Origin of the sequence: Actinorhabdospora filicis (genome assembly GCF_030269765.1) — a bacterium.
Lineage (GTDB): Bacteria > Actinomycetota > Actinomycetes > Mycobacteriales > Micromonosporaceae > Actinorhabdospora > Actinorhabdospora filicis.
In genome coordinates this window covers 1307363-1327972 of sequence record NZ_BSTX01000002.1, presented here as the reverse complement: position 1 = coordinate 1327972, position 20610 = coordinate 1307363, and the positions used below count along the sequence as shown (strand labels likewise).

Sequence of the window (20610 nt, the reverse complement as noted above, 5' to 3'; positions counted from 1 at the left end):
AGCGGGCGGGACCGCCGGGCGGCCGGTTCGCGCTAGAAGTCGACCGGCTCCGCCTCGACCACGGCCTCGTCGGCGGTGGGGGAGGTGCCCGTGATGCCGAGCTTCTCCTTGATCTTCTTCTCGATCTCGTTGGAGAGGTCCACGTTCTCCTTCAGGAACGCGCGGACCTTTTCCTTGCCCTGGCCGAGCTGGTCGCCCTCGTAGGTGTACCAGGCACCGGACTTGCGGATGATGCCCTGCTCGACGCCGACGTCGATGATGGAGCCCTCGCGGCTGATGCCGTGGCCGTAGACGATGTCGAACTCGGCGATCTTGAACGGCGAGCTGACCTTGTTCTTGACGACCTTGACCTTGGTGCGGTTGGCGACGGCCTCGCCGCCGTCCTTGAGGGTCTCGATGCGGCGGACGTCGAGGCGCACCGACGCGTAGAACTTCAGGGCCTTACCACCGGTGGTGGTCTCGGGGCTGCCGAAGAACACGCCGACCTTCTCGCGGAGCTGGTTGATGAAGATCGCGGTGGTGCCGGTGTTGCTCAGGGCGCCGGTGAGCTTGCGGAGCGCCTGGCTCATGAGGCGGGCCTGGAGGCCGACGTGACTGTCGCCCATCTCGCCCTCGATCTCGGCGCGGGGCACCAGGGCCGCCACGGAGTCGATGACGATGAGGTCGATGGCCCCGGAGCGGATCAGCATGTCGGTGATCTCAAGGGCCTGCTCACCGGTGTCGGGCTGGGACACCAGGAGCGCGTCGGTGTCGACGCCGAGGGCGCCGGCGTACTCGGGGTCGAGGGCGTGCTCGGCGTCGACGATGGCGGCGATGCCGCCCTCGGCCTGGACGCTGGCGATGGCGTGCAGGGCGAGGGAGGTCTTACCCGAGGACTCGGGACCGTAGATCTCCACCACCCGGCCGCGGGGGTAGCCGCCGATGCCGAGGGCGACGTCGAGGGCGATCGAGCCGGAGGGGATCGCCTTGATGTCGGCCTTGGGGCGGTCGCCCAGGCGCATGACCGAGTTCTTGCCGAACTGCTTGTCGATCTGTGCGAGGGCCAAGTCGAGCGCTTTGGCCTTGTCAGGTGCGGAAGCCATACCGACCCCTCCCGGATACGAAGCGGTTTTCGATGTCGATGCTTTAGCCATGCCGGTCACGGTAGACGCCGGGTGTGACAACCGCGTTCCGGCGTGGCCGTGACGACTCTACCCGAACTAACGTTCGATACGGGACGAGGTTACGGGTACCGCTACCTGCGCAGACGAGCGGGTACGCGGTCGCCGTACGCCACGCAGACCGCGCGCCAGATGTCGCCGATGTCCTCGCCGGCCGCGATCGCCTGTTCGACGGTGCGCCCGGCGAGCTGCGGCAGTACCTGGTCGGCGGCGACGCTGGCGGCGTAGGCGGGCCCGAAGGTCTCGCCCATGCGCTCCCAGAAGTCGGTCCGTCGCATCCTCGTCCTCCTCCGTTACGTGCGTGCGCGCAGCGCGAGGGCGACGACGGGGACCGTCGCCACGGCCGCGCACAATGCCAGGATCGGGTAGCCGAAGCCGTCCAGGACCACCCCGGACAGCGCTCCGGCCGACGCTCCGGCGACGCCCATCGTGACATCGGACAGGGCCTGAGCCGACGCGCGACGCGCCACGTCGACCGATTCGGTCAGCAGCGCCGATCCGCCCACCATCGTGCAGGACCAGCCGAGCCCGAGCAACACCAGCCCGATGGCCAGCTGCGTGCTCCCGTCGTCGGCGGCGGTCCCCGCGGTGGCGCAGGCGGCGATGAGCAGCGCGATGCCGGTGAGGATCACGAACTTGCGGCCGAAGCGGTCGGCGGCCCAGCCGACGACGGGGGAGAACGCGTACATGCCCGCCACGTGCAGGGCGAGGATGACGCCGACGATGCCCTCGACGCTCATGCCGTGCCCGGCGTGCCCGTCCATGCTCTGCTTGATGTGCACGGGGGTCATCACCATGACGCCGACCATGACGAGGTGCCCGATGGCGACCGCCGCCAGCCCGAGGACCGCGCTCGCGCTGCCCCGGACGGCGCGCCACCCGGCGGCCAGCCCGCGGTCGGCGCGGGTGACGGCGGGCGCGGAGGCCAGGGCGCGGGCGGTGAGCAGCGGGTCGGGCCGCAGCATGATCCACAGGACGAGCCCGGCGAGGACGAAGCCGACGCCGCTGGCCAGGAACGGCCCGCCGTACTTGGGCAGGCCGAGGGTGTTCTGCGCGAAGGAGTCGGTGGGCGGCATGACGACCGGGCCGGCGACGGCGCCGATCGTCGTCGCCCACACCACGAAGGCGAGCTGGCGGCCGCGTCGCGCGGGTTCGGCGAGGTCGGCGGCGGTGTAGCGGGACTGGAGGTTCCCGGCGGTGCCGCCCCCGAAGAGGAACATGCCGAGGAAGCCCAGGGCCACCGAGTCGGCGATGACGGCGAGGATGATCAGCGCGGCCCCGACCGTCCCGAGGGCGTAGGACAGCACGAGCCCGGGCCGCCGCCCGAAGGCGTTGGTGACGCGGACGACGGGGATGGCGATGACCGCCGCGCCGATGACGGACAGGCTCTGCCCGAGCCCGGACAGCCCGGGTGTCCCGGTCAGTTGCAGGAACAGCAGGGAGCCGACGGACACGCCGATGGACAGGCCGACGCCGCCGAGCACCTGGGTGCCGGCGAGGGTGCGGATCGTGCGGCTCTGCAGCCGCCGCACGTCCACCGAGGGGGTGGTGACGGACACGGGGTAACTCCTGGGGATGGGTAGGGGAGCGGAGTCAGCGCAGCTGGAGGGTGGGGGCGAGCGCGATGGCGACGGCGTCGGCGACGCGCTCGCGGTCCTGCGCGCGGGAGAGGTGGCTGACGGTGATGCGGATGCCCGGGGCCGACCGGAGCCGGTTGACCGAGCCGGGGCTGACGGCGTATCCCGCGTCGCGCAGGACCGTCACGGCGGAGGCCTCGTCGGGGACCGGTACCCACACGTTGAGTCCGGTGCGCCCGGCGCAGTGCACGCCGCGTTCGGTGAGGGCTCTGATGAGCCCTGATCGTCGTTCGTCGTAGGCGGCGCGAGCGCGGGCGACGACGCCCTCGACGGCGGGATCCTCCCACAGCCCGAGGACGAGGTGCTGTAGCACGGTCGACACCCAGCCGCTGCCCATGCGCATGCGCCCTTCGACGCGGGCGATGACGTTCTCGGCGCCGGAGACGGTGGCCAGGCGCAGGTCGGGTCCGTAGGGTTTGGACACCGATCGCACGAACAGCCACCTGTCGGTGCCGCCGACGACGGGGTGCAGGGGATCGGTGGCCAGCTCGCCCCAGTGGTCGTCCTCGACGACGAGGACGCCGGGGTGTTCGGCGAAGACCTCCCGCAGGGAGGCGGCGCGCGCGGCGGTGATGATGGCGCCGGTGGGATTGTGGGCGCGGCTGGTGACCACGGCGGCCCCGGCGCCCTTGCGGAGGGCTTCGCGCATCCCTTCGGGCGTGGGTCCCTCGGCGTCGACGGGGACGGGGATCGCGTGCAGCCCGAGGGTGGCCACGAGGTCGCGGAGGTTGCCCCAGCAGGGGTCCTCCACGGCGACGCTGTCGCCGACGGAGAGGTGCGCGGTGAGGGCCTGCTCGACGGCGTCGAGGGCGCCGTTGGCGAAGGTGATGCCCCCGGCGGGCAGGCCGTCGGCGGCCAGCCGTTCGGCGGCGAGGTCGGCCAGCTCGGGGCAGGGCCCGGCGCGGCGGTATCCGGTGGCGGTGTGGGGGACGCGGCTCAGCGCGGTGCCGAGACCGGGCAGGAGCTCCGGGTCGGGTTCGCCGCCGCTGAGGTCGAGGACCCCGGGGGGCAGTTGCGCGGGCCCGCGATGGGCGACGGGGAAGCGGTGCCGCACGCGCGTCCCCTGCCGTCCGGCGGTCTCGATGATGCCGCGCTGCCGTAGCGCGCGGTAGGCCGAGGCCACGGTCGCCGTCGCCAGCCCGAGGTCCTCGGCGAGGCGCCGGACCGGGGGCAGCGCGTCGCCGGGCGCGAGATGCCCGTCGCGGACGCCGGTCTCCACGCTCGCGGTCAGCTCGGCCGCCGTGCCACCAGTCAGCTGGTATTGTTCTGCCACAACTCAGGGATTGTACTAGAACAATCCGCTGACGCAAGAGAGGAGTCCCGGTGACCTACCCCCGCACCGACCGCACCACTTCCCTCCGCGAGCCCGCCAAGCTCCGCTACGACGCCGACGAGGCCCACCGCATCCTCGACGAGGCCTACGTCTGCCACATCGGCTACACGGCCGGCGACGGGCTCCCGCGCGTGCTCCCCACCGTCCACGCGCGCGTCGGCGAGACCCTCTACGTCCACGGCTCCACCGGCAGCCGCGCCATGCTCGGCGCCCGCGACGAAGGCGTCGACGTGTGCGTGACCGTCACCCTCCTCGACGGCCTCATCCTCAGCCGCTCCTGGTTCCACCACTCCGCCAACTACCGCTGCGTCATCGCCCACGGCAAGGCCCGCCTGGTCGGCGACCCCGACGAGAAGCTGACCGCGCTCGCCGCGATCGTCGACTCCTTCGCCGAGGGCCGCTCCACCTCCTCGCGTCCCCCCTCGGCCCGCGAGCTCGCCCAGACCGCCGTCCTGGCGCTGCCGCTGACGGAGGTCTCGGTCAAGACCCGCACCGGCGGGCCCAAGGAGGAGCCCGAGGACATCGGCCTGCCCTACTGGGCCGGGGTCGTCCCGCTCGTGCTCACCCCGCAGGAGCCGGTCGAGGACGATCATGTGACGGTGCCCGCTCCCGCGCATGTTGCGTCCGCCGGACGCCCCGTGCAATCTTGAGCGCCATGGGCGTGACCAACATCTGGGCCTACCTGATCGGCACTCTGCTGATCATCCTGCTACCGGGTCCCAACTCTCTGTACGTGCTGTCCGTCGCCGCCCGCAGAGGCGTCCGCGACGGCTACCGCGCGGCCGCCGGGGTGTTCATCGGCGACTCGGTCCTCATGGTCCTCTCGGCCGCCGGGGCGGCCTCGCTGCTGAAGGCCTCGCCGACGCTGTTCAACATCGTCCGCTGGGCCGGCGTGGCCTACCTGTGCTGGATCGGCTTCAACCTCGTGCGCGAGGCGATCCAGATCTGGCGGACCCGCAAACAGGCGGGCGAAGCGACCCCCGACGTGCCCGCCGCGGCCTCCACCCGCGTCGAACGGCCCTTCTACCGGGCGCTCGGCGCGAGCCTGCTCAACCCGAAGGCGATCCTGTTCTTCGTCTCCTTCTTCGTGCAGTTCGTCGACCCCGAATACGCCTACCCCGCCCTGACGTTCCTGATCCTGGGCGCCATCGTCCAGGTCTTCAGCCTCAGCTACCTGACCCTGCTCATCTTCTCCGGCTCCGGCCTGGCCAACGCCTTCCGCAGGCGCCGCCGCCTCGCCTCGGCCGGCTCGGCGACCGTCGGCGCGGTGGTCATCGGCTTCGCCGCGAAACTCGCCGTGACCAGCATGGGCTGACCCGTCTCCCCGGTCCCTGTCACACCCGTGTGATGGGATCGGGGACATGGCCTTTGGTAACAGCGCCGGACGAGGCGGCGGGCGCGGCAAGTGGAACAAGCGACGCGATGACGACGGCGACGAGGCCGAGCGCGCACCGCGCGACCCCGCCAAGGAGGCCGAGCGCGCCCGCGAGATCTGCCTCCGCCTCCTCTCGGCGCGTCCCCGCACCCACGCCGAACTCACCGAGGCCCTCACCAAGCGCGAGATCCCCGAAGAGGTCGTCACCGAGGTCCTGGAGCGCTACACCGAGGTCGGCATCATCGACGACGCCGCCTTCGCCGGCGCCTGGGTCACCAGCCGCCACCGCGGCAAGGGCCTCGCCCGCCGCGCGCTGAGCGAGGAACTGCGCCGCAAGGGCGTCGACCGCGAGGTCTCCGCGCTCGCCCTGGAACAGCTCGACGAGGGCGACGAGCGAGAGATGGCCGCCGCCCTGGTGGCCCGCAAGCTCAAGGGCTTCTCGCCCTCGGTCGAGAACGACGCCAGGGTCCGCCGCCTCGTGGGCATGCTCGCCCGCAAGGGCTACCCGCCGGGGATGGCCATGTCCGTCGTCCGCGAGGCCATCGCCAACGAAGACCTCGATCTGGCGGAGGACTGATGCGGACGATCGGCGCCGCGCAGCGACGCGCCCGCCTGGCCGCCCGGCAGCTCGCCCACCGCGCCACGCCCCTCGAAGTGGCCCGCGCGCTGGTGGTCCTGCACGGCTCGGACCCCGCCAGCCCGCACCTGTCGATCGCCGCGCGCGGCGACCACACCCCCGCCGACGTCGAACGCGCCATGTACGACGAGCGCGTCCTGGTCCGCATGCACGCCATGCGCCGCACGGTCTTCGTCGTCCCCGCCGACCTGGTCGCGGTCGTGCACGCCTCCTCGACCGTGGCCGTCGCCGCCCGCGAACGCCGCCAGATGGTCGCCTTCGCCACCGCGCAGGGCTTCACCGCCTTCGGCGAGGCCGAGGCGGCCGTCCTCAAGCGACTCGCCGAGGGCGAGGCCACCGGCGCCGAACTGGGCCGGGCCGTCCCCGCGCTGCGCACCTCGTTCGTCTACGGCCGGGGCACCTCCTACGAGGCCGCCCAGACCCTCGGCACGCGCCTCCTGCCCGTCATGGGCATGGAGGGCTCGATCATCAGGGGCCGCCCGAAGGGCTCGTGGACCAGCGCGACCTTCACCTGGTCGGCCGCCACCCCACCGTCCCCGATGCCGCCCGCCGAGGCGGAGGCCGCGCTCGTCGGCCGCTGGCTCGCCGCGCACGGCCCCGGCACCGAGGCCGACCTCAAGTGGTGGACCGGCTGGACGCTCACCGCCGTCCGCCGCGCGCTCACCGCCGTCGGCGCCGTCACGGTCGCCCTCGACGAGGGCGAGGGCTTCGTCCTGCCCGGCGACGAGGACGACGTCCCCGCGCCACCGCCGTCCGCCGCGCTGCTCCCCGCGCTCGACCCCACCCCGATGGGCTGGAAGGAACGTGGCTTCTACCTGTCCCCGGACATGATCGGCGAGCTCTTCGACCGCAACGGCAACATCGGCCCGACCCTCTGGTGGGACGGCCGCGTCATCGGCGGCTGGTCGCACACCCCCTCCGGCGAGATCGCCGTGGAGTACCTCGCCGACCCCGGCGCGGACGGCCACGCGGCCGTGGACGCCGAACGCGAGCGCCTCGCCCGGCTGATCGGCGACGTCCGCGTGACCCCGCGATTCCGCACGCCACTGGAGAAGCGCCGCAATACCTGAATCACGCTCACCCCACCGGGCGGTGATCCTCGGTACCGTGAACACCACGCCGCCGCCGGAGGACCCACCGTGACCGGACCCCGCACCGACGAGATCGAGCACAAGTACGACGTGCCGGACGGCTTCGCCCTCCCCGACCTCGGCGCGGGCCCACCCCGCGAGTACCTCCTGCGCGCCGTCTACCACGACACCCCCGGACTGCGCCTCGCCGCGCACCGCGTCACCCTCCGCCGCCGCGAGGGCGGCACCGACGAGGGCTGGCACCTCAAACTGCCCACGGTGGGAGAGTCGCGCGCCGAGATCCACGCGCCGCTCGCCGATGACGTGCCGCCGGAGATCCTCGGCCTGGTCGCCGCCTTCACCCGCGGCGAGGACCTGACCGCCTCGGCGACCCTGACCACCCGCCGCGTGCTGCGCGAGGTCACCGCCGACGACGGCGCCGTCCTCGCCGAGATCGCCGACGACACCGTCACCGCCACCCGGGGTACGCGCACCGAGACCTGGCGGGAGATCGAGGCCGAGCTCAAGGACGGCCCCCGCGCGCTGCTCGACACCATCGGCGAACGCCTACGCGAGGCCGGTGCCCGGCCCGCCGCCACCGCCTCCAAGCTCGCCCGCGCCCTCGGCCCCGACCTCCCGCGCCGCCGTGCCGCCGGGCGCGAGGGCGGCGCGGGCGCGGCGGTCACCGCCTACCTCGCCCGCCAGCTCGACGCGATCCTGCTGCACGATCCCCTCGCCCGCCGCGCGGAGTTCGACGCCGTCCACCGCATGCGGGTGGCCGTGCGGCGTGTGCGCAGCCTGCTGCGCAGCGCGCGGCCCGTCCTCGCCCGCGCGCACACCGACGAGCTGCGCGGCGAGCTGGCGTGGCTGGCCGGTGAGCTGGGTGAGGTCCGCGACCTGGAGGTCCTGCGGATGCGCTTCACCGCGCACCTCGACGGGCTCGGCCTGCCGCGTCCCCGCCTCCTGGACGACCTGGCCGCGAGCGAGGCGGCGGCCTACGGGCGGCTGAACCGGACGCTGTCGCGCCGGCGGTACTTCGCCGTCCTCGACGGACTCGACGCCCTGGTGGCGCTGCCCCCGTTCACCGGCCGCGCGAAACGCGCGGCCGACGACGAGCTGCCCCGCCTGCTGAGCCGGGTGGCACGGCGGCTGATCACCGCGCACGACGAGATCCTGGTGGCCGAGGACCCCGCCGCGCAGCGGCACGAGACCCGCAAGCTCGCCAAGCAGCTGCGGTACGCCGCCGAGGCGGCCAAGCCGGTGCTCGGGAAGCGCGCGGCCCGGGTGGCGAAGGCCGCCACGGAGGTCCAGGAGACCTTCGGGGGAGCGCAGGACGGGGTGATCGCGATGGAGCACCTGCGCGGGGCCCAAGCGGGCGCGGGGGACGCGGGGGAGGCCTTCACCCTGGGCGTGCTCTACGGGCTGGAGGTGCGCGAGCACGAGGACCGCGCGGCGATGGACGCCGCGTGGGCGGGGCTGCTCGAAGCCCTCGATTAGGGCTTGAACCGGGTGGCGGCGGCGGTCATGATCTCCCGATGGATCTCGCGGCCCTCGGCCTGACGGGCATCGCCCGCTTCCACACCTTCCGGGGCGTGCCGCTGATCAGCGCGAAGGTCCCGCCGGGGGAGCACGACCGGGTGTGGCGCGAGCTGCGGGCGGCGCATCCGGAGACCGGCCTGTGGCCGCTGCTCGGCGCGCTCCCGGCACCGCTCGGCGCGAGCTCGCGCGAGGCCTGGGACCTCCTGCGCGGGATGGCGCCCGGCGCGGGTCCCGAGCCGGAGCCGCCGCCCGGGAGCCTCGCCGAGTGGGCCGCCGTGCGGTCGGTCGGCGCGGCGCTGGGGCCGGTGTGGCTGGACGAGGCCCTGCGCGTCGATCCGGCGGAGCGGACGGCCGAGATCGTGCGGGCGCAGCGGGAGTGGTGGGACCCGGGCACCGCGTCCCTCCTCGACCCGGCCGCCCTCGCCGCCGTGCTGCCCGGCGAGGTCCCCGAGCCGCCGCCGAACCGCCGAGGGAGTGACCGGCCGGGGCACGCCGCCGAGGTCCTCCTCGTGCCCGCGCGCGCCGGGTACGAGGTCCCGGGGCTCGTGCCGGAGGTCATCGGCACCGTCAACTGGTGCGGGAGCGCGTCTCACCCGGGGCTCGACGTCGTCGACCAGATCGCCGTGCTGCGCCACCTGGAGGGCGTCTACGGCGCCGAGCTGTACTACTTCGGCCGCGGCGTCGAGCTGGCGGTGTCGCGGCCGCCGGTGACCCGTGAGGCCGTGGCGATGTGCGCCATCGAGCAGTTCTGCTTCTCCGGCTCGCTCACCGAGACCATCGGCGGCGTCCGCGACGTCGCGATGGAGCAGGCGGCGGGCCGCCACTGGCATCTGTGGTGGGACTGACCTACGCCAGCACCACCAGGGCACGCCCCAGCTCGATCGGCAGCCGCCCCGGCGGGAGCCTGCGCGCCGCCGCCTCCACGAGGTCCCGGGTCGACAGCCCGGTCGACTCCCCGCCGAGCCTGGCGGTGAACCAGCCGTCGTCGCCGGTGATCGCCACGTCGGGCGCGACCTCCTGCAGCGCGTCCAGGACGAACCACGCGCGCCAGGCCTCGCGGTCGGCCCGCTCCTCGTCGGTGACGGGCACGCCCGCGTCGTCGGCGTGGACGGCGAGCTCGCTGGCGAAGTACCAGACCTGCCGTCCCAGGGGGTAGGGCCCGACGGCGGTGTCGATGGACGCCTCGCCGCCGCGTGCGCGCAGGTCGGGGTGGGTGTCGGCGACCTTCGCGCGCCACAGCTCCAGCAGGGCGTCGGTGGTGAGGGGCCGCAGTTCGGCGACCACGCGCTCATTGAGGTCCTCGTAGCCGACCTGTTCGCCCTCGCGGCTCGCGTACTCGGCGACGGTGCCGTCGAGCCCGGCGCGGGCGTAGTCGGCCAGCCCGCACAGGTGCGCCAGGAGGTCCTTGCGGGACCAGCCCGCGCAGCGGGTGGGGTACGTCCACTCCGCGGGCTGCAGGGACGAGTAGAAGGCGTCGACGCGCTCGGTCTCGCGGTCGAGTCGGTCGAAGGCGTCGGTCGTCATGGGATGGACTCTAGGCCCGGAGGGCGGCGTCCGGGGTGTGAAGCCGCGCGGGCCGGTCCGGACGTAGGAGGTGAGGGGGTCTCCGAGCCGGGGACTATCCTTGCTGCGTGTCTGTGGAAACCACTCCTAAAACGTTCGAAGTGCGCACGTACGGCTGCCAGATGAACGTGCACGACTCCGAGCGCATCTCCGGCCTGCTGGAGACCGCCGGGTACGAGCGCGCCTCCGATGGCGAGTCCGCCGACGTCGTCGTGTTCAACACGTGCGCCGTGCGGGAGAACGCCGACAACCGCCTCTACGGCAACCTCGGACACCTTCGTCCCGTCAAGGACGCCCACCCGGGCATGCAGATCGCCGTCGGCGGCTGCCTGGCGCAGAAGGACCGCGGCGAGATCGTCAAGCGCGCGCCCTGGGTGGACGTGGTCTTCGGCACCCACAACATCGGTTCCCTGCCGGTGTTGCTGGAGCGGGCCCGCCACAACGCCTCGGCCGAGGTGGAGATTCTGGAGTCGCTGGAGGTGTTCCCCTCCACGCTGCCGACCCGGCGCGAGTCGACGTACTCGGGCTGGGTGTCGATCTCGGTCGGCTGCAACAACACGTGCACCTTCTGCATCGTGCCGAGCCTGCGCGGCAAGGAGAAGGACCGCCGTCCCGGCGACGTCCTCGCCGAGGTGCGCGCGCTGGTCGCCGAGGGTGTCAGCGAGGTCACCCTGCTGGGCCAGAACGTGAACTCCTACGGCGCCGAGTTCGGCGACCGGGAGGCGTTCTCGAAGCTCCTGCGCGCCTGCGGCGAGATCGAGGGCCTGGAGCGGGTCCGCTTCACCAGCCCGCACCCGCGCGACTTCACCGACGACGTGATCGCCGCGATGGCCGAGACGCCGAATGTCTGCCACCAGCTGCACATGCCCCTCCAGTCCGGTTCCGACCGGATCCTGAAGGAGATGCGCCGCTCGTACCGCTCGGAGAAGTACCTGGGGATCCTGGAGAAGGTCCGCGCGGCCATGCCCGACGCGGCCATCACCACCGACATCATCGTCGGCTTCCCCGGCGAGACCGAGGAGGACTTCCAGGCCACCCTGGACGTGGTGCGCAAGGCGCGCTTCTCGGGCGCCTTCACCTTCCAGTACTCCAAGCGGCCCGGGACGCCCGCCGCCGACATGGACGGCCAGCTGCCCAAGGCGGTCGTCCAGGAGCGCTACGAGCGCCTCGTCGAGCTGGTCAACCAGATCGCCTGGGAGGAGAACCAGAAGCTGGAGGGCACCGAGGTGGAGATCCTCGTGGCCGCCGGTGAGGGCCGCAAGGACGAGGCCACCGGCCGCCTGTCCGGGCGCGCCCGCGACGGCCGCCTCGTCCACTTCGACGCCACCATGCTCGTCGACGGCGAGGGCGGGTTCCTGGAGCCCGACATCCGCCCGGGCGACGTCGTCCGCACCGTCATCACCTACGGCGCCCCGCACCACCTGGTCGCCGACGGCGAGCTGCTCGGCCACCGGGCGACCCGCGCGGGCGACGCCTGGGAGGCGGGCAACACGCCGAAGCTGCCGGGGGTGAGCCTGGGCATGCCGACGATCGGCGCGCCGAAGCCGCTGCTGAGCATCGGGCAGCCGTCGGAGGACGACGGCTGCGCCTGCGGCGGGCACTGATCGGGCCCGCTCAGCCCACCACCGTGAGGCCGTCGTGGATCTCGTCCACGGCGGCCTTGTCGCCGTCGGCGCCCATGGCGACCAGGATCGCCCAGGTGTCGGCGACGCGCACCGCCGTGACGCGCAGGTAGCGGTAATCGGGGACGCCGACGTAGTTGTAGCGGACCGAGGAGGTCACCGCGTCGTGCCCGCTGACGGTGAGGCTCTTCGAGGACTCGGTGTCCACGGCGAGTTCCGCGCGTGAGTTCCCATTCTCGGCGAGCCCCTTCGCGATGCCCAGCACGGTCTCCTCGCGAGCCTCGTAGGGGGACGCCAGGAACTCCGGGGTCGGCGCGAGCATGAAGGACCCGGCCCCCGCGCTCTCCGGGGCCGCGAGGCCGCCGTCGGCGGCCTTCTCCCAGCCGCCGGGGATCGGGTAGCACAGGCCGCTGGCCCGGTCGGTGACGTGGTCGTCGTCGCCGCACCCGCCGGGCAGGAGCAGCACGACCACCACGACGCCGGCCGCCACGACCGCGATCGCGCCCAGGATCACCGCCAGCAGGACGCCCGGGCGCCGCCGGCGCGGGCCCGCGATCGGCTCAGCCACGGGCCACCAGCCAGGCGGCACCACCGATGACCAGCAGCAGGACGGCCAGGACGAGCAATAAGAGCCGGTGACGGCTGCGCAGCATGGACTCCATACCCACCATCCTCGCGCGCCCGTCAAGTCCGGGTCAGGACATGACGTCCAGATTGTCGTGGATCTCGTCCACGGCGTCGGCCTCGTCATCGCTGAAGCCCACCGAGGACAGCAGCGACCACGTGCCCGGCTCGACCTCGATGGCGGTGAGCCGCACGTGGATCTCCGCCGGCCGCCCGGCGTCCCGCTCGTACCACAGGAACGCGCTCACCGCGTCGTGCCCGTCGATGCTCCCGGTGCTGGTCTGCACCCGCGAGTACCGCAGCGCCGGGTCGTCGCGGGCGATCCCCGCGTACTCCACGGCCAGCTCCGTCAGCCGCTCGGGATCCCCGGCGTAACCCGGCATCGGCTCCGCCTTGGCCCCACCGCTCGCGGTGCCCTCCAGGACGCCGGGAGCGGCACCGGGCGCCCGATCCCAGCCCGCCGGGATCGCGTAGCACAGGCGGGTGGCGTCGTCGGTGACGTAATCGCGGCCGCCGCATCCGCCGCGCGTGAGGAACCAGGAGACCAGGCCCCCGGCGGTGATCACGACGACCGCGACGAGGCCGAGGGCGCGGACGCGCCCGTGGCGGACGGGCGTCTCGGGGGTGGCCTCCTGGATCATCCGTCCATCCTGGACGATGGCGGGCGCCCGGCGGTATCGGTGGAAACCCGTAAGTGCCTCAGCCGTGCTTCGCCCGAATGCGTTCATAGGCCACGCGGGCGGCCTCGGGGTCCGGCACGCTCACCGGCAGGGTCCGTCCCGACACCAGCGTGAAGACCACGGCGGGCCCGGGACGCAGCAGCGCGCGCCCGCGCCGGGCCTCGCCGGCGTGCACCGAGCGGATCGTGCGCAGCGGCAGGCGGACCACACTGGCGGGCAGGATCCCGAAGCGCACCCGGACCGAGTACAGGTCCATCTCCAGCCGGACGCGCCGCCCGGCCGCCGCGCGCACCGCGCAGGCCACCGCGATCAGCGCGAACACGATCCGCGCCGGGAGGAAGCCGATGAGCGCCGCGGCCAGGGCGCAGGCCCCGGCGGCGGTCAGGAACGCGGCGGTACGGGTGCGGGCGCGCGCCTCACCGGCCCAGGAGCCCTGCGCGCGTCCGACCCGGTACTTCGGCGGCACGGTCAGTCCAGCAGCGCGTCGCGGAGCTTCTCCACGTCCTCGAAACCGATGACGCGCGCGTAGGCCTCCACCGAGCCGAAGCGCTCGCGCAGCCCGGTGAGGGTGTCCAGCATCGCCTGCGCGGGCGCGGGGAAGCCGGTGAAGGTGCTGGCGCGGTTCTTCTCGGCCCACTCGCGGTAGCGGCGCTGCCCGTGGTCGGTGAGGTGGTAGTCGGCGGCGATGACCTCGTCGGGGACGCCCAGCAGCGCCAGCGTCACCGCGATCACCAGGCCGGTGCGGTCCTTGCCGGCGATGCAGTGCACCAGCGCGGGGGTCTGCCCGGCGAACAGGTCCAGGGCCTCGCGGATGGCCTCGGCGCCGGTCTCCAGCATCGCGATGTAGCGCTGCGGGAGGAACTCCGGGGCGGCCTCGGGACCGGCCTGCGGGAACCGCTCCCAGCGCAGGTGCAGCAGCTCCAGGTGCCGGTGCTCCACGCCGTCGGCGGTGAAGAACCCGTGTGTCTCCCGCTCGACGGGGGTGCGCAGGTCGATGACGGTGCGCAGGCCCAGCCCGGCGATGCGGGCCAGGTCCTCGCCGGTGGCGGTCTTGAGCTGGTCGGAGCGGAACAGCACGCCGTGCTTGACGGTGCGCCCGTCGGCGGTGCGCAGACCGCCCAGGTCGCGCATGTTGTGAACGCCGTCCAGGACGACGCGGCGGGGTTCGTCCTCGGTAGAGGAACGCGGCCGGGGCGTTTCCGCCCCGGCCGTCGTCACTTCGCTCATCAGGTCGCCTTCTGCGCCAGCTCCAGGAACCGGCGCTTGCCGGCGAGGGACTCCTCGGCCTCCTTGACGCGACGCGCGTCGCCGGACTCCTTGGCCTTCTCCAGCTTGCGCTCGGCCTCCTCGACCTGCTGGCGCATCTGCGCCAGCAGCGGGTTGTCCTCGATCGAGGTGCGGCGCCACGCCACGTCCACCGCGTCGCGGATCTTGGACTCCACGGTGCGCAGCCGCTTCTGCAGCCCGGCGGTGTTCTCGCGCGGGACGCGGCCGACCTCGTGCCACAGGCCCTGGATCTCGCGGAACTTCTGCTGGGCGGCCTTCACGTCGGCCTCGACGTCGATGGCCTCGGCCTCGGTGAGCAGCTCGCGCTTGCGGTTCAGGTTCTCCTTGAACTCGTTGTCGCGGGCGGTGAAGACCTCGCTGCGGCGGTTGAAGAACGCGTCCTGGGCGGCGCGGAAGCGCTGCCACAGCTTCTGCTCGACGTCCTTGCCCGCGCGGCCGGCGGCCTTCCAGTCGTCCATGAGGGCCTTGAGGGCCGCGGCCGTCTCGTTCCACTCCTCGGAGCGGGACAGCTGCTCGGCCTGCGCGATCAGCTCCTCCTTGCGCGACTGGACCGTCTTGCGCTCGGAGTCGAGGCTGGCGAAGTGCGCGCCCCGGCGGCGGGTGAACCCGTCGCGGGCGGCGGCGAACCGGCGCCACAGCGCGGTGTCGGTCTTGCGCTCGACACCGTGGATGGTCTTCCACTCGTCGACGATCGTCTTGAACCGGTCGCCGCTGGCCTTCCACTGCGTGGACGACTCGGCGAGCTGCTCGGCCTCGGCGACGAGCGCCTCCTTGCGGGCGAGGGCCTCGGCGCGCGCGCCGGCCTTCGCCTCGGCGGCCTCATCGGCCTTCGAGCCCGCCCGGCCGGACAGCTCGTCCAGGCGCGCGGCCAGGCCGTCCAGGTCACCGACGACGTGTGCCTCGTCAAGGCTCTCGCGGAGCTTCTTGATCGCCGAGACCGTGTGCTGGGGGTCTGCGTTGCCGGAATTGAGGCGTGCGGCGAGCAGATCGACCTCGGTCACCAGATCGGCGAAGCGCCGCGCGAAATGCGCGAGCCCCTCCTCGGGAGAACCGGCCTGCCAAGAACCCACGACGCGTTCACCGGCACCGGTTTTGACGTACACCGTGCCATCCGCGTCGACTCGACCGAACGCCGTCCAGTCGTGCCCGTCTGCGCTCATCACGCTCATTCCTCTACCAACTCTGACTTGTCTCGCCCGACCCTACGGTGATTCCGTACGGTCCGCCACTGTCGATGTACACCGCTCTCCGCATTCTCACAGGTCCGCCCGGGGACGCGTCGAGGGCCCGAAGCCGAACCGTGACCGTATTGCATACGTCGCGTGCGGTTACCGTGAGGTGTGCGTGGAGATGACGGACTGCCCGGACCCGTGCTCGCCCTCGTCGGCCCGACGGCGGCGGGCAAGTCGGCGTTGTCCCTGGCGGTGGCCCGTGCGGTGGGCGGCGAAGTGGTCAACGCGGACTCGATGCAGCTGTACCGGGGCATGGACATCGGCACCGCCAAGCTCACCGAGGCCGAGCGCGAGGGTGTCCCGCACCACCTCCTCGACATCTGGCCGGTGCGACAAACGGCGGATGTGGCCTCGTACCAACGGCTGGCCAGGGCTGCCGTAGAGGGCATTCTTTCCCGGGGAAGGGTTCCCATCCTCGTCGGCGGCTCCGGGCTGTACGTGGACGCCGTCCTCGACGAGTTCGAGTTCCCCGGCACCGACCCGGAGATTCGCGCGCGGCTGGAGGCCGAGCTCACCGAGAGCGGCCCGGCGGTCCTGCACGCCCGCCTCGCCGAGCGCGACCCGGCCGCCGCCGCCGCGATCCTGCCCAGCAACGGGCGCCGCCTCGTCCGCGCGCTGGAGGTCGTGGAGCTCACCGGCGGCTTCCGCGCCGAGCTGCCCGAGCGCGTCCCGCACTACCGCGCCCTGCGCCTGGGCGTCGACCGCGACACCGCCGGGCTGGACGTGCGCATCGCCGACCGCGTCGGGCTGATGTGGAAGGGCGGCCTGGTCGACGAGGTCCGCGCGCTGCTCCCCGAGGGCCTCGCCGAGGGCCGCACGGCCTCCCGCGCGATCGGCTACCGCCAGGTCCTGAACTTCCTCGCCGGTGAGTGCACCGAGCAGGACGCCCACGACGAGACCATCCGCGTCACGCGCCGCTTCGTGCGCCGCCAGCGCTCCTGGTTCGGGCGCGACGACCGCGTCCGGTGGCTGGACGCCGCCCGCGATGATCTCGCCGCCGAGGCCGAGGGCATCATTGACCGGTGGACCTGAACAAGATCGCCGGTGAGGGCGTCGCATTCGCCAAGGGGCACGGCACGGGCAACGACTTCATCGTCATCCCCGACCTGGACGCCTCCCTCGACCTGAGCGACGCGCAGGTCGCCGCGATCTGCGACCGCCGCACCGGCCTGGGCGCCGACGGCATCCTCCGCGTCGTGCACGCCGCCAAGGCCGCCGAGGCCGAGGGCCAGGCCGCCGAGTGGTTCATGGACTACCGCAACGCCGACGGCTCCATCGCCGAGATGTGCGGCAACGGCGTCCGCGTCTTCGTCCGCTACCTGCTGGACGCCGGGCTCGCCGAGGGCCCCACCGTGCCCGTCGCGACCCGCGCGGGCCTGCGCGTGGCCGACGTGGTCGGCGGCGACCTGCGCGTGGACATGTCCGCCGCCCGCCACCTGGGCACCGAGCGGGTCACCATGGCCGGGCGCGAGTACACCGGCGAGCACGTGAGCATGGGCAACCCCCACATCGTGGTCGAGGTCACCGAGGAGGAGCTCGCCGCCCTCGACCTGAGCGGCGACCCGTCCTTCGACCCGGCGGTCTTCCCGAACAAGGCGAACGTGGAGTTCATCGCGCCGACCCCGACGGGCGTGCGGATGCGCGTCCACGAGCGGGGCGTGGGGGAGACGCAGTCCTGCGGCACCGGAGCCTGCGCTGCCGGGGCCATCGGCCTGGCCAAGGGCAAGGGCACCGCCACGGTGGACGTGCCCGGCGGGCGCCTGACGGTGACCGTGGACGAGCGGACGCTGTGGCTGAGCGGGCCCGCGGTGATCTTCGCGGCCGGGCGCGTGCTGATCCCCTGAGCCACCGATGAGCGGCCACGTGTGTGCCGCGCGTCGAGAGGGTCATCGATAAGAGTGAGTTATGTCGATGTCGTGATTCGGCTCACATGCCCGCGAAACATCCCGAAAAGCGCCGCAACGCGAAGGGCCCCGGATCACCGGGGCCCTTCGCGTCAGTACCGGTCTAAGGACGGGTTCTTCCCCGCCAGCAGCGCCTTCTTCACCGCGTCGGCCACCGCCGGGGCCACGTGCGGGTCGAACACGCTGGGGATGATCACACTCGGGTTGACCTTGTCGGCGCCCACCACGTCGGCGATCGCCTGCGCGGCGGCGAGGGCGGCGGCGTCGGTCCACTCCTCGGCCTGCGCGTCGAGCATGCCCCGGAACACCCCGGGGAAGGCCAGCACGTTGTTGATCTGGTTGGGCTGGTCGGAGCGGCCGGTCGCCACGATCGCCGCGTACTGCGCCGCCTCGATCGGGTTGATCTCCGGGTCGGGGTTGGCCAGCGCGAACACGATCGGGTCCTTCGCCATGCGGGCGACGTCGGCGCCCTCCAGCAGGTTCGGCGCGCTCACACCGATGAACACGTCCGAGCCCACCAGGGCGCCCTTGAGGTCGCCGGAGTAGCCGTCCTTGTTGGTGTGCTCGGCCAGCCACCGCCACGACTCGCGGTTCTGGACCTCCGGCAGGCCCTTGTGCAGCGCGCCGGGACGGTCGCAGGCCACGATGTCGCCCACACCCTGCTTCAGCAGCAGCTTCATGATCGCCGTACCCGCCGCGCCCGCGCCCGACACGACCACCCGGACGTCCTCGATGCGCTTGCCGACCACCCGCAGCGCGTTGGTCAGCGCCGCCAGGACCACGATCGCGGTGCCGTGCTGGTCGTCGTGGAACACCGGGATGTCCAGGCGCTCGCGCAGCCGCTCCTCGATCTCGAAGCAGCGCGGCGCGGCGATGTCCTCCAGGTTGATGCCACCGTAGACCGGGGCGATCGCGGTCACGATGTCCACGATCTCGTCGGTGTCCTGCGTGTCCAGGCACACCGGCCACGCGTCGACACCGCCGAAGCGCTTGAACAGCGCCGCCTTGCCCTCCATCACCGGCAGCGCCGCCGCCGGCCCGATGTTGCCCAGGCCCAGCACCGCCGAGCCGTCGGTCACCACGGCCACCGTGTTCCGCTTGATGGTCAGGCGGCGGGCGTCCTCGGGGTTCTCCGCGATCGCCATGCACACCCGGGCCACACCCGGCGTGTATGCGCGCGACAGCTCGTCGCGGTTGCGCAGCGAGACCTTCGACGTCACCTCGATCTTGCCGCCCAGGTGCAGCAGGAACGTCCGGTCGGAGACCTTGCGGACCTTCACCCCCGGCAGCGATTCGAGGGTCTGCGCCACCAGCTCGGCGTGCGCGGAGTCGGAGGTGTCACACGTGAGGTCGACGACCACGCTCTGGTGGTCGGAGCTGACCACGTCCAGCGCCCGGACGATCGCCCCCGCCTCGCCTACGGCGGTCGTGAGCCGCCCGATCGCCCCCGCGTCGGCCGGAAGCGAGACGCGGACGGTGATGGAGAACCCGGCACTGGGCAGCTGGCGAATGGACACGACGCTCCTCTTCGAGACACACCTGGGCGATACAACCCCCAACATTCTTACTCCCATTCCCGCGCCCGCCGCCGGACGGTGCCGCGGGCGTGCGCCCGCTCGCAGAAGATTCACCCGGCGTACCGCCGTGTCCCTGGCAAGATGACGGCATGGAACGCGTGCTCGGCATCGGCGGACACTTCATGCGGGCGGCCGACCCGGCGGCGCTGGCCGCCTGGTACCGCGACGGCCTGGGACTCGACACCGACCAGTACGGCCTGTGGACGCAGGAGGCCGGACCGACCGTCTACGCCGCCTTCGAGGCCGAGACCGACTACTTCGGCTCCCGCGAGCAGCAGGTCATGATCAACTTCCGGGTCCGCGACCTCGACGCCATGCTCGCCCAGCTCCGCGCCAAGGGCGCCGACGTGGCCGAGGAGACCCAGGACATGGACGGCGTCGGCCGCTTCGGCTGGGTCACCGACCCCGAGGGCAACCGGATCGAACTCTGGCAGCCCGCCTGAGGCCCCACCGGCGGCCCGTCCGCCGGTAATCTCCCCTCCCATGGGAGCCGTCGCGCTCGCCGCGGTGTCGGCGATCATCTGGGGCGTGGGCGACTACGCCGGCGGACGCGCCTCGCGCGCGATGCCCGCCCTGCGCGTGACCGCCCTCGTCCAGCTCCTCGGCCTGCCCGTCGCCCTCGCGGCCGCGCTCGCCATGACCTTCTGGGGCACGGGCGCCACCGTCGTCCGGCCCGCCGACCTCGCCTGGGGCGCCGCCGCCGGACTGGCCGGGCTCGCCGGGATCGTCCTGCTCTACCGCGCCCTCGCCGGCGGCGCGATGGCCGTCGCCGCGCCCACCACCGCCGTGGCCGCCGCCGTCCTCCCCGTCGGCATCGGCCTCTTGCTCGGCGAACGCCCCGGCCCCACCGCCCTCATCGGCGTGGTCTGCGCGCTCCTCTCGGTCGCCCTGGTCAGCGCCGCCGGCGGAAGCGGGAAGGTCACCGCCGGGCTCGTCCTCACCGCCATCGGCGCCGGGACCGGCTTCGGCCTGTTCTTCGCCGGCATGGACCGCTTCGGCGAGAACGCCGGAATGTGGCCCCTCGTCGGCGCGCGCGTCATCGGGGCCGTGCTCGGCCTCGCCGTCCTGCTGCTCACCCGCCGTCCCGAGGGCCCGCTCCCGCGCCGGGAACTGGCCGCCGCCGGCAGCCTCGACACCATCGCCAACGTCACCTATCTGCTCGCCCTCCATTCGGGAATGCTCGCGGTCGTCGCGCCCGTTGCATCCCTGTACCCGGCGTCCACGGTCCTGCTCGCCTTCGCGCTGGACCGGGAGAGAGTGCGGCCCGTACAGGTCACCGGCCTGGCGCTCGCGGGGGCCGCGCTGGTCCTCACGTCCATCGCGTAACGGATCGCCGGGGGTAATGGGATGCGTTACGCGTATCGGCGTGC

22 protein-coding genes are annotated in these 20610 nt (G+C 72.9%); 11 read left to right on the top strand and 11 right to left on the bottom strand.

The features are described from left to right. Positions 1-32: 32 nt before the first annotated feature. From recA to QSK10_RS19025, 4 genes are all read right to left on the bottom strand, one after another. Positions 33-1082, bottom strand: coding sequence for a recombinase RecA (gene recA / locus QSK10_RS19040; RefSeq protein WP_285664199.1), 1050 nt, complete (start codon positions 1080-1082; stop codon positions 33-35). Positions 1083-1234: 152 nt separating this feature from the next. Continuing rightward, positions 1235-1438 (bottom strand): DUF3046 domain-containing protein, encoded by a 204-nt coding sequence (locus tag QSK10_RS19035; RefSeq protein ID WP_285664198.1) that lies wholly within the window; start codon positions 1436-1438, stop codon positions 1235-1237. A 15-nt stretch (positions 1439-1453) separates the two neighbouring features. After that, positions 1454-2719, bottom strand: coding sequence for an MFS transporter (locus QSK10_RS19030; RefSeq protein ID WP_285664197.1), 1266 nt, complete (start codon positions 2717-2719; stop codon positions 1454-1456). A gap of 34 nt (positions 2720-2753) precedes the next feature. Beyond that, complete coding sequence (locus tag QSK10_RS19025) at positions 2754-4070, bottom strand: aminotransferase class I/II-fold pyridoxal phosphate-dependent enzyme (protein WP_285664196.1); 1317 nt, start codon at positions 4068-4070, stop codon at positions 2754-2756. A gap of 50 nt (positions 4071-4120) precedes the next feature. Here QSK10_RS19025 and QSK10_RS19020 point away from each other — a divergent pair, with 50 nt between their 5' ends. From QSK10_RS19020 to QSK10_RS18995, 6 genes are all read left to right on the top strand, one after another. Next, complete coding sequence (locus QSK10_RS19020; protein ID WP_285664195.1) at positions 4121-4780, top strand: pyridoxamine 5'-phosphate oxidase family protein; 660 nt, start codon at positions 4121-4123, stop codon at positions 4778-4780. A gap of 5 nt (positions 4781-4785) precedes the next feature. Then, positions 4786-5445, top strand: a complete 660-nt coding sequence (leuE, locus tag QSK10_RS19015) for a leucine efflux protein LeuE (protein ID WP_285664194.1) — start codon at positions 4786-4788, stop codon at positions 5443-5445. A 46-nt stretch (positions 5446-5491) separates the two neighbouring features. Then, complete coding sequence (locus tag QSK10_RS19010) at positions 5492-6082, top strand: regulatory protein RecX (protein WP_285664193.1); 591 nt, start codon at positions 5492-5494, stop codon at positions 6080-6082. After that, positions 6082-7212, top strand: coding sequence for a winged helix DNA-binding domain-containing protein (locus QSK10_RS19005; protein ID WP_285664192.1), 1131 nt, complete (start codon positions 6082-6084; stop codon positions 7210-7212). The genes QSK10_RS19010 and QSK10_RS19005 overlap by 1 nt, the downstream gene beginning before the upstream one ends. Positions 7213-7281: 69 nt before the next feature. Then, positions 7282-8709, top strand: a complete 1428-nt coding sequence (locus QSK10_RS19000) for a CYTH and CHAD domain-containing protein (protein WP_285664191.1) — start codon at positions 7282-7284, stop codon at positions 8707-8709. 38 nt (positions 8710-8747) lie between these two features. Then, positions 8748-9596 (top strand): DUF4253 domain-containing protein, encoded by an 849-nt coding sequence (locus tag QSK10_RS18995; RefSeq protein ID WP_285664190.1) that lies wholly within the window; start codon positions 8748-8750, stop codon positions 9594-9596. A gap of 1 nt (position 9597) precedes the next feature. Here the strand turns inward: QSK10_RS18995 and QSK10_RS18990 are convergent, their stop codons facing one another. Next, positions 9598-10275, bottom strand: coding sequence for a maleylpyruvate isomerase family mycothiol-dependent enzyme (locus QSK10_RS18990; protein ID WP_285664188.1), 678 nt, complete (start codon positions 10273-10275; stop codon positions 9598-9600). Positions 10276-10382: 107 nt separating this feature from the next. Here QSK10_RS18990 and miaB point away from each other — a divergent pair, with 107 nt between their 5' ends. Continuing rightward, the gene (miaB, locus tag QSK10_RS18985) at positions 10383-11918 is read left to right on the top strand and encodes a tRNA (N6-isopentenyl adenosine(37)-C2)-methylthiotransferase MiaB (RefSeq protein WP_432705341.1); all 1536 of its coding nucleotides are present in this window, start codon (positions 10383-10385) and stop codon (positions 11916-11918) included. A 10-nt stretch (positions 11919-11928) separates the two neighbouring features. On the opposite strand, the gene QSK10_RS18980 is transcribed toward miaB, so the two are convergent. The 5 genes from QSK10_RS18980 to QSK10_RS18960 form a co-directional block, all read right to left on the bottom strand. Further along, the gene (locus QSK10_RS18980) at positions 11929-12504 is read right to left on the bottom strand and encodes a hypothetical protein (RefSeq protein ID WP_285664185.1); all 576 of its coding nucleotides are present in this window, start codon (positions 12502-12504) and stop codon (positions 11929-11931) included. Between the two features lie 127 nt (positions 12505-12631). Then, positions 12632-13201 (bottom strand): hypothetical protein, encoded by a 570-nt coding sequence (locus tag QSK10_RS18975; RefSeq protein ID WP_285664184.1) that lies wholly within the window; start codon positions 13199-13201, stop codon positions 12632-12634. 58 nt (positions 13202-13259) lie between these two features. Continuing rightward, positions 13260-13706, bottom strand: a complete 447-nt coding sequence (locus QSK10_RS18970; protein ID WP_285664183.1) for a hypothetical protein — start codon at positions 13704-13706, stop codon at positions 13260-13262. A gap of 2 nt (positions 13707-13708) precedes the next feature. Continuing rightward, the gene (locus tag QSK10_RS18965; protein ID WP_285664182.1) at positions 13709-14467 is read right to left on the bottom strand and encodes a tyrosine-protein phosphatase; all 759 of its coding nucleotides are present in this window, start codon (positions 14465-14467) and stop codon (positions 13709-13711) included. Beyond that, entirely contained in the window at positions 14467-15687 is a 1221-nt protein-coding gene (locus QSK10_RS18960; protein ID WP_285664181.1) for a DUF349 domain-containing protein, read from the bottom strand. Before QSK10_RS18960 ends, QSK10_RS18965 begins: the two co-directional genes overlap by 1 nt. A 180-nt stretch (positions 15688-15867) precedes the next feature. Here QSK10_RS18960 and miaA point away from each other — a divergent pair, with 180 nt between their 5' ends. Both miaA and dapF read left to right on the top strand, forming a co-directional pair. Next, the gene (gene miaA, locus QSK10_RS18955) at positions 15868-16791 is read left to right on the top strand and encodes a tRNA (adenosine(37)-N6)-dimethylallyltransferase MiaA (RefSeq protein WP_285664180.1); all 924 of its coding nucleotides are present in this window, start codon (positions 15868-15870) and stop codon (positions 16789-16791) included. After that, positions 16782-17603, top strand: coding sequence for a diaminopimelate epimerase (gene dapF, locus QSK10_RS18950; RefSeq protein ID WP_285664179.1), 822 nt, complete (start codon positions 16782-16784; stop codon positions 17601-17603). The genes miaA and dapF overlap by 10 nt, the downstream gene beginning before the upstream one ends. Before the next feature lie 152 nt (positions 17604-17755). Here the strand turns inward: dapF and QSK10_RS18945 are convergent, their stop codons facing one another. Then, positions 17756-19180 (bottom strand): NAD-dependent malic enzyme, encoded by a 1425-nt coding sequence (locus tag QSK10_RS18945; protein WP_285664178.1) that lies wholly within the window; start codon positions 19178-19180, stop codon positions 17756-17758. 149 nt (positions 19181-19329) lie between these two features. On the opposite strand from QSK10_RS18945, the gene QSK10_RS18940 reads away from it, so the two are divergent. Next, entirely contained in the window at positions 19330-19683 is a 354-nt protein-coding gene (locus tag QSK10_RS18940) for a VOC family protein (RefSeq protein WP_285664177.1), read from the top strand. Positions 19684-19723: 40 nt separating this feature from the next. Further along, the gene (locus QSK10_RS18935) at positions 19724-20566 is read left to right on the top strand and encodes an EamA family transporter (protein ID WP_285664176.1); all 843 of its coding nucleotides are present in this window, start codon (positions 19724-19726) and stop codon (positions 20564-20566) included. Positions 20567-20610 lie beyond the last annotated feature (44 nt).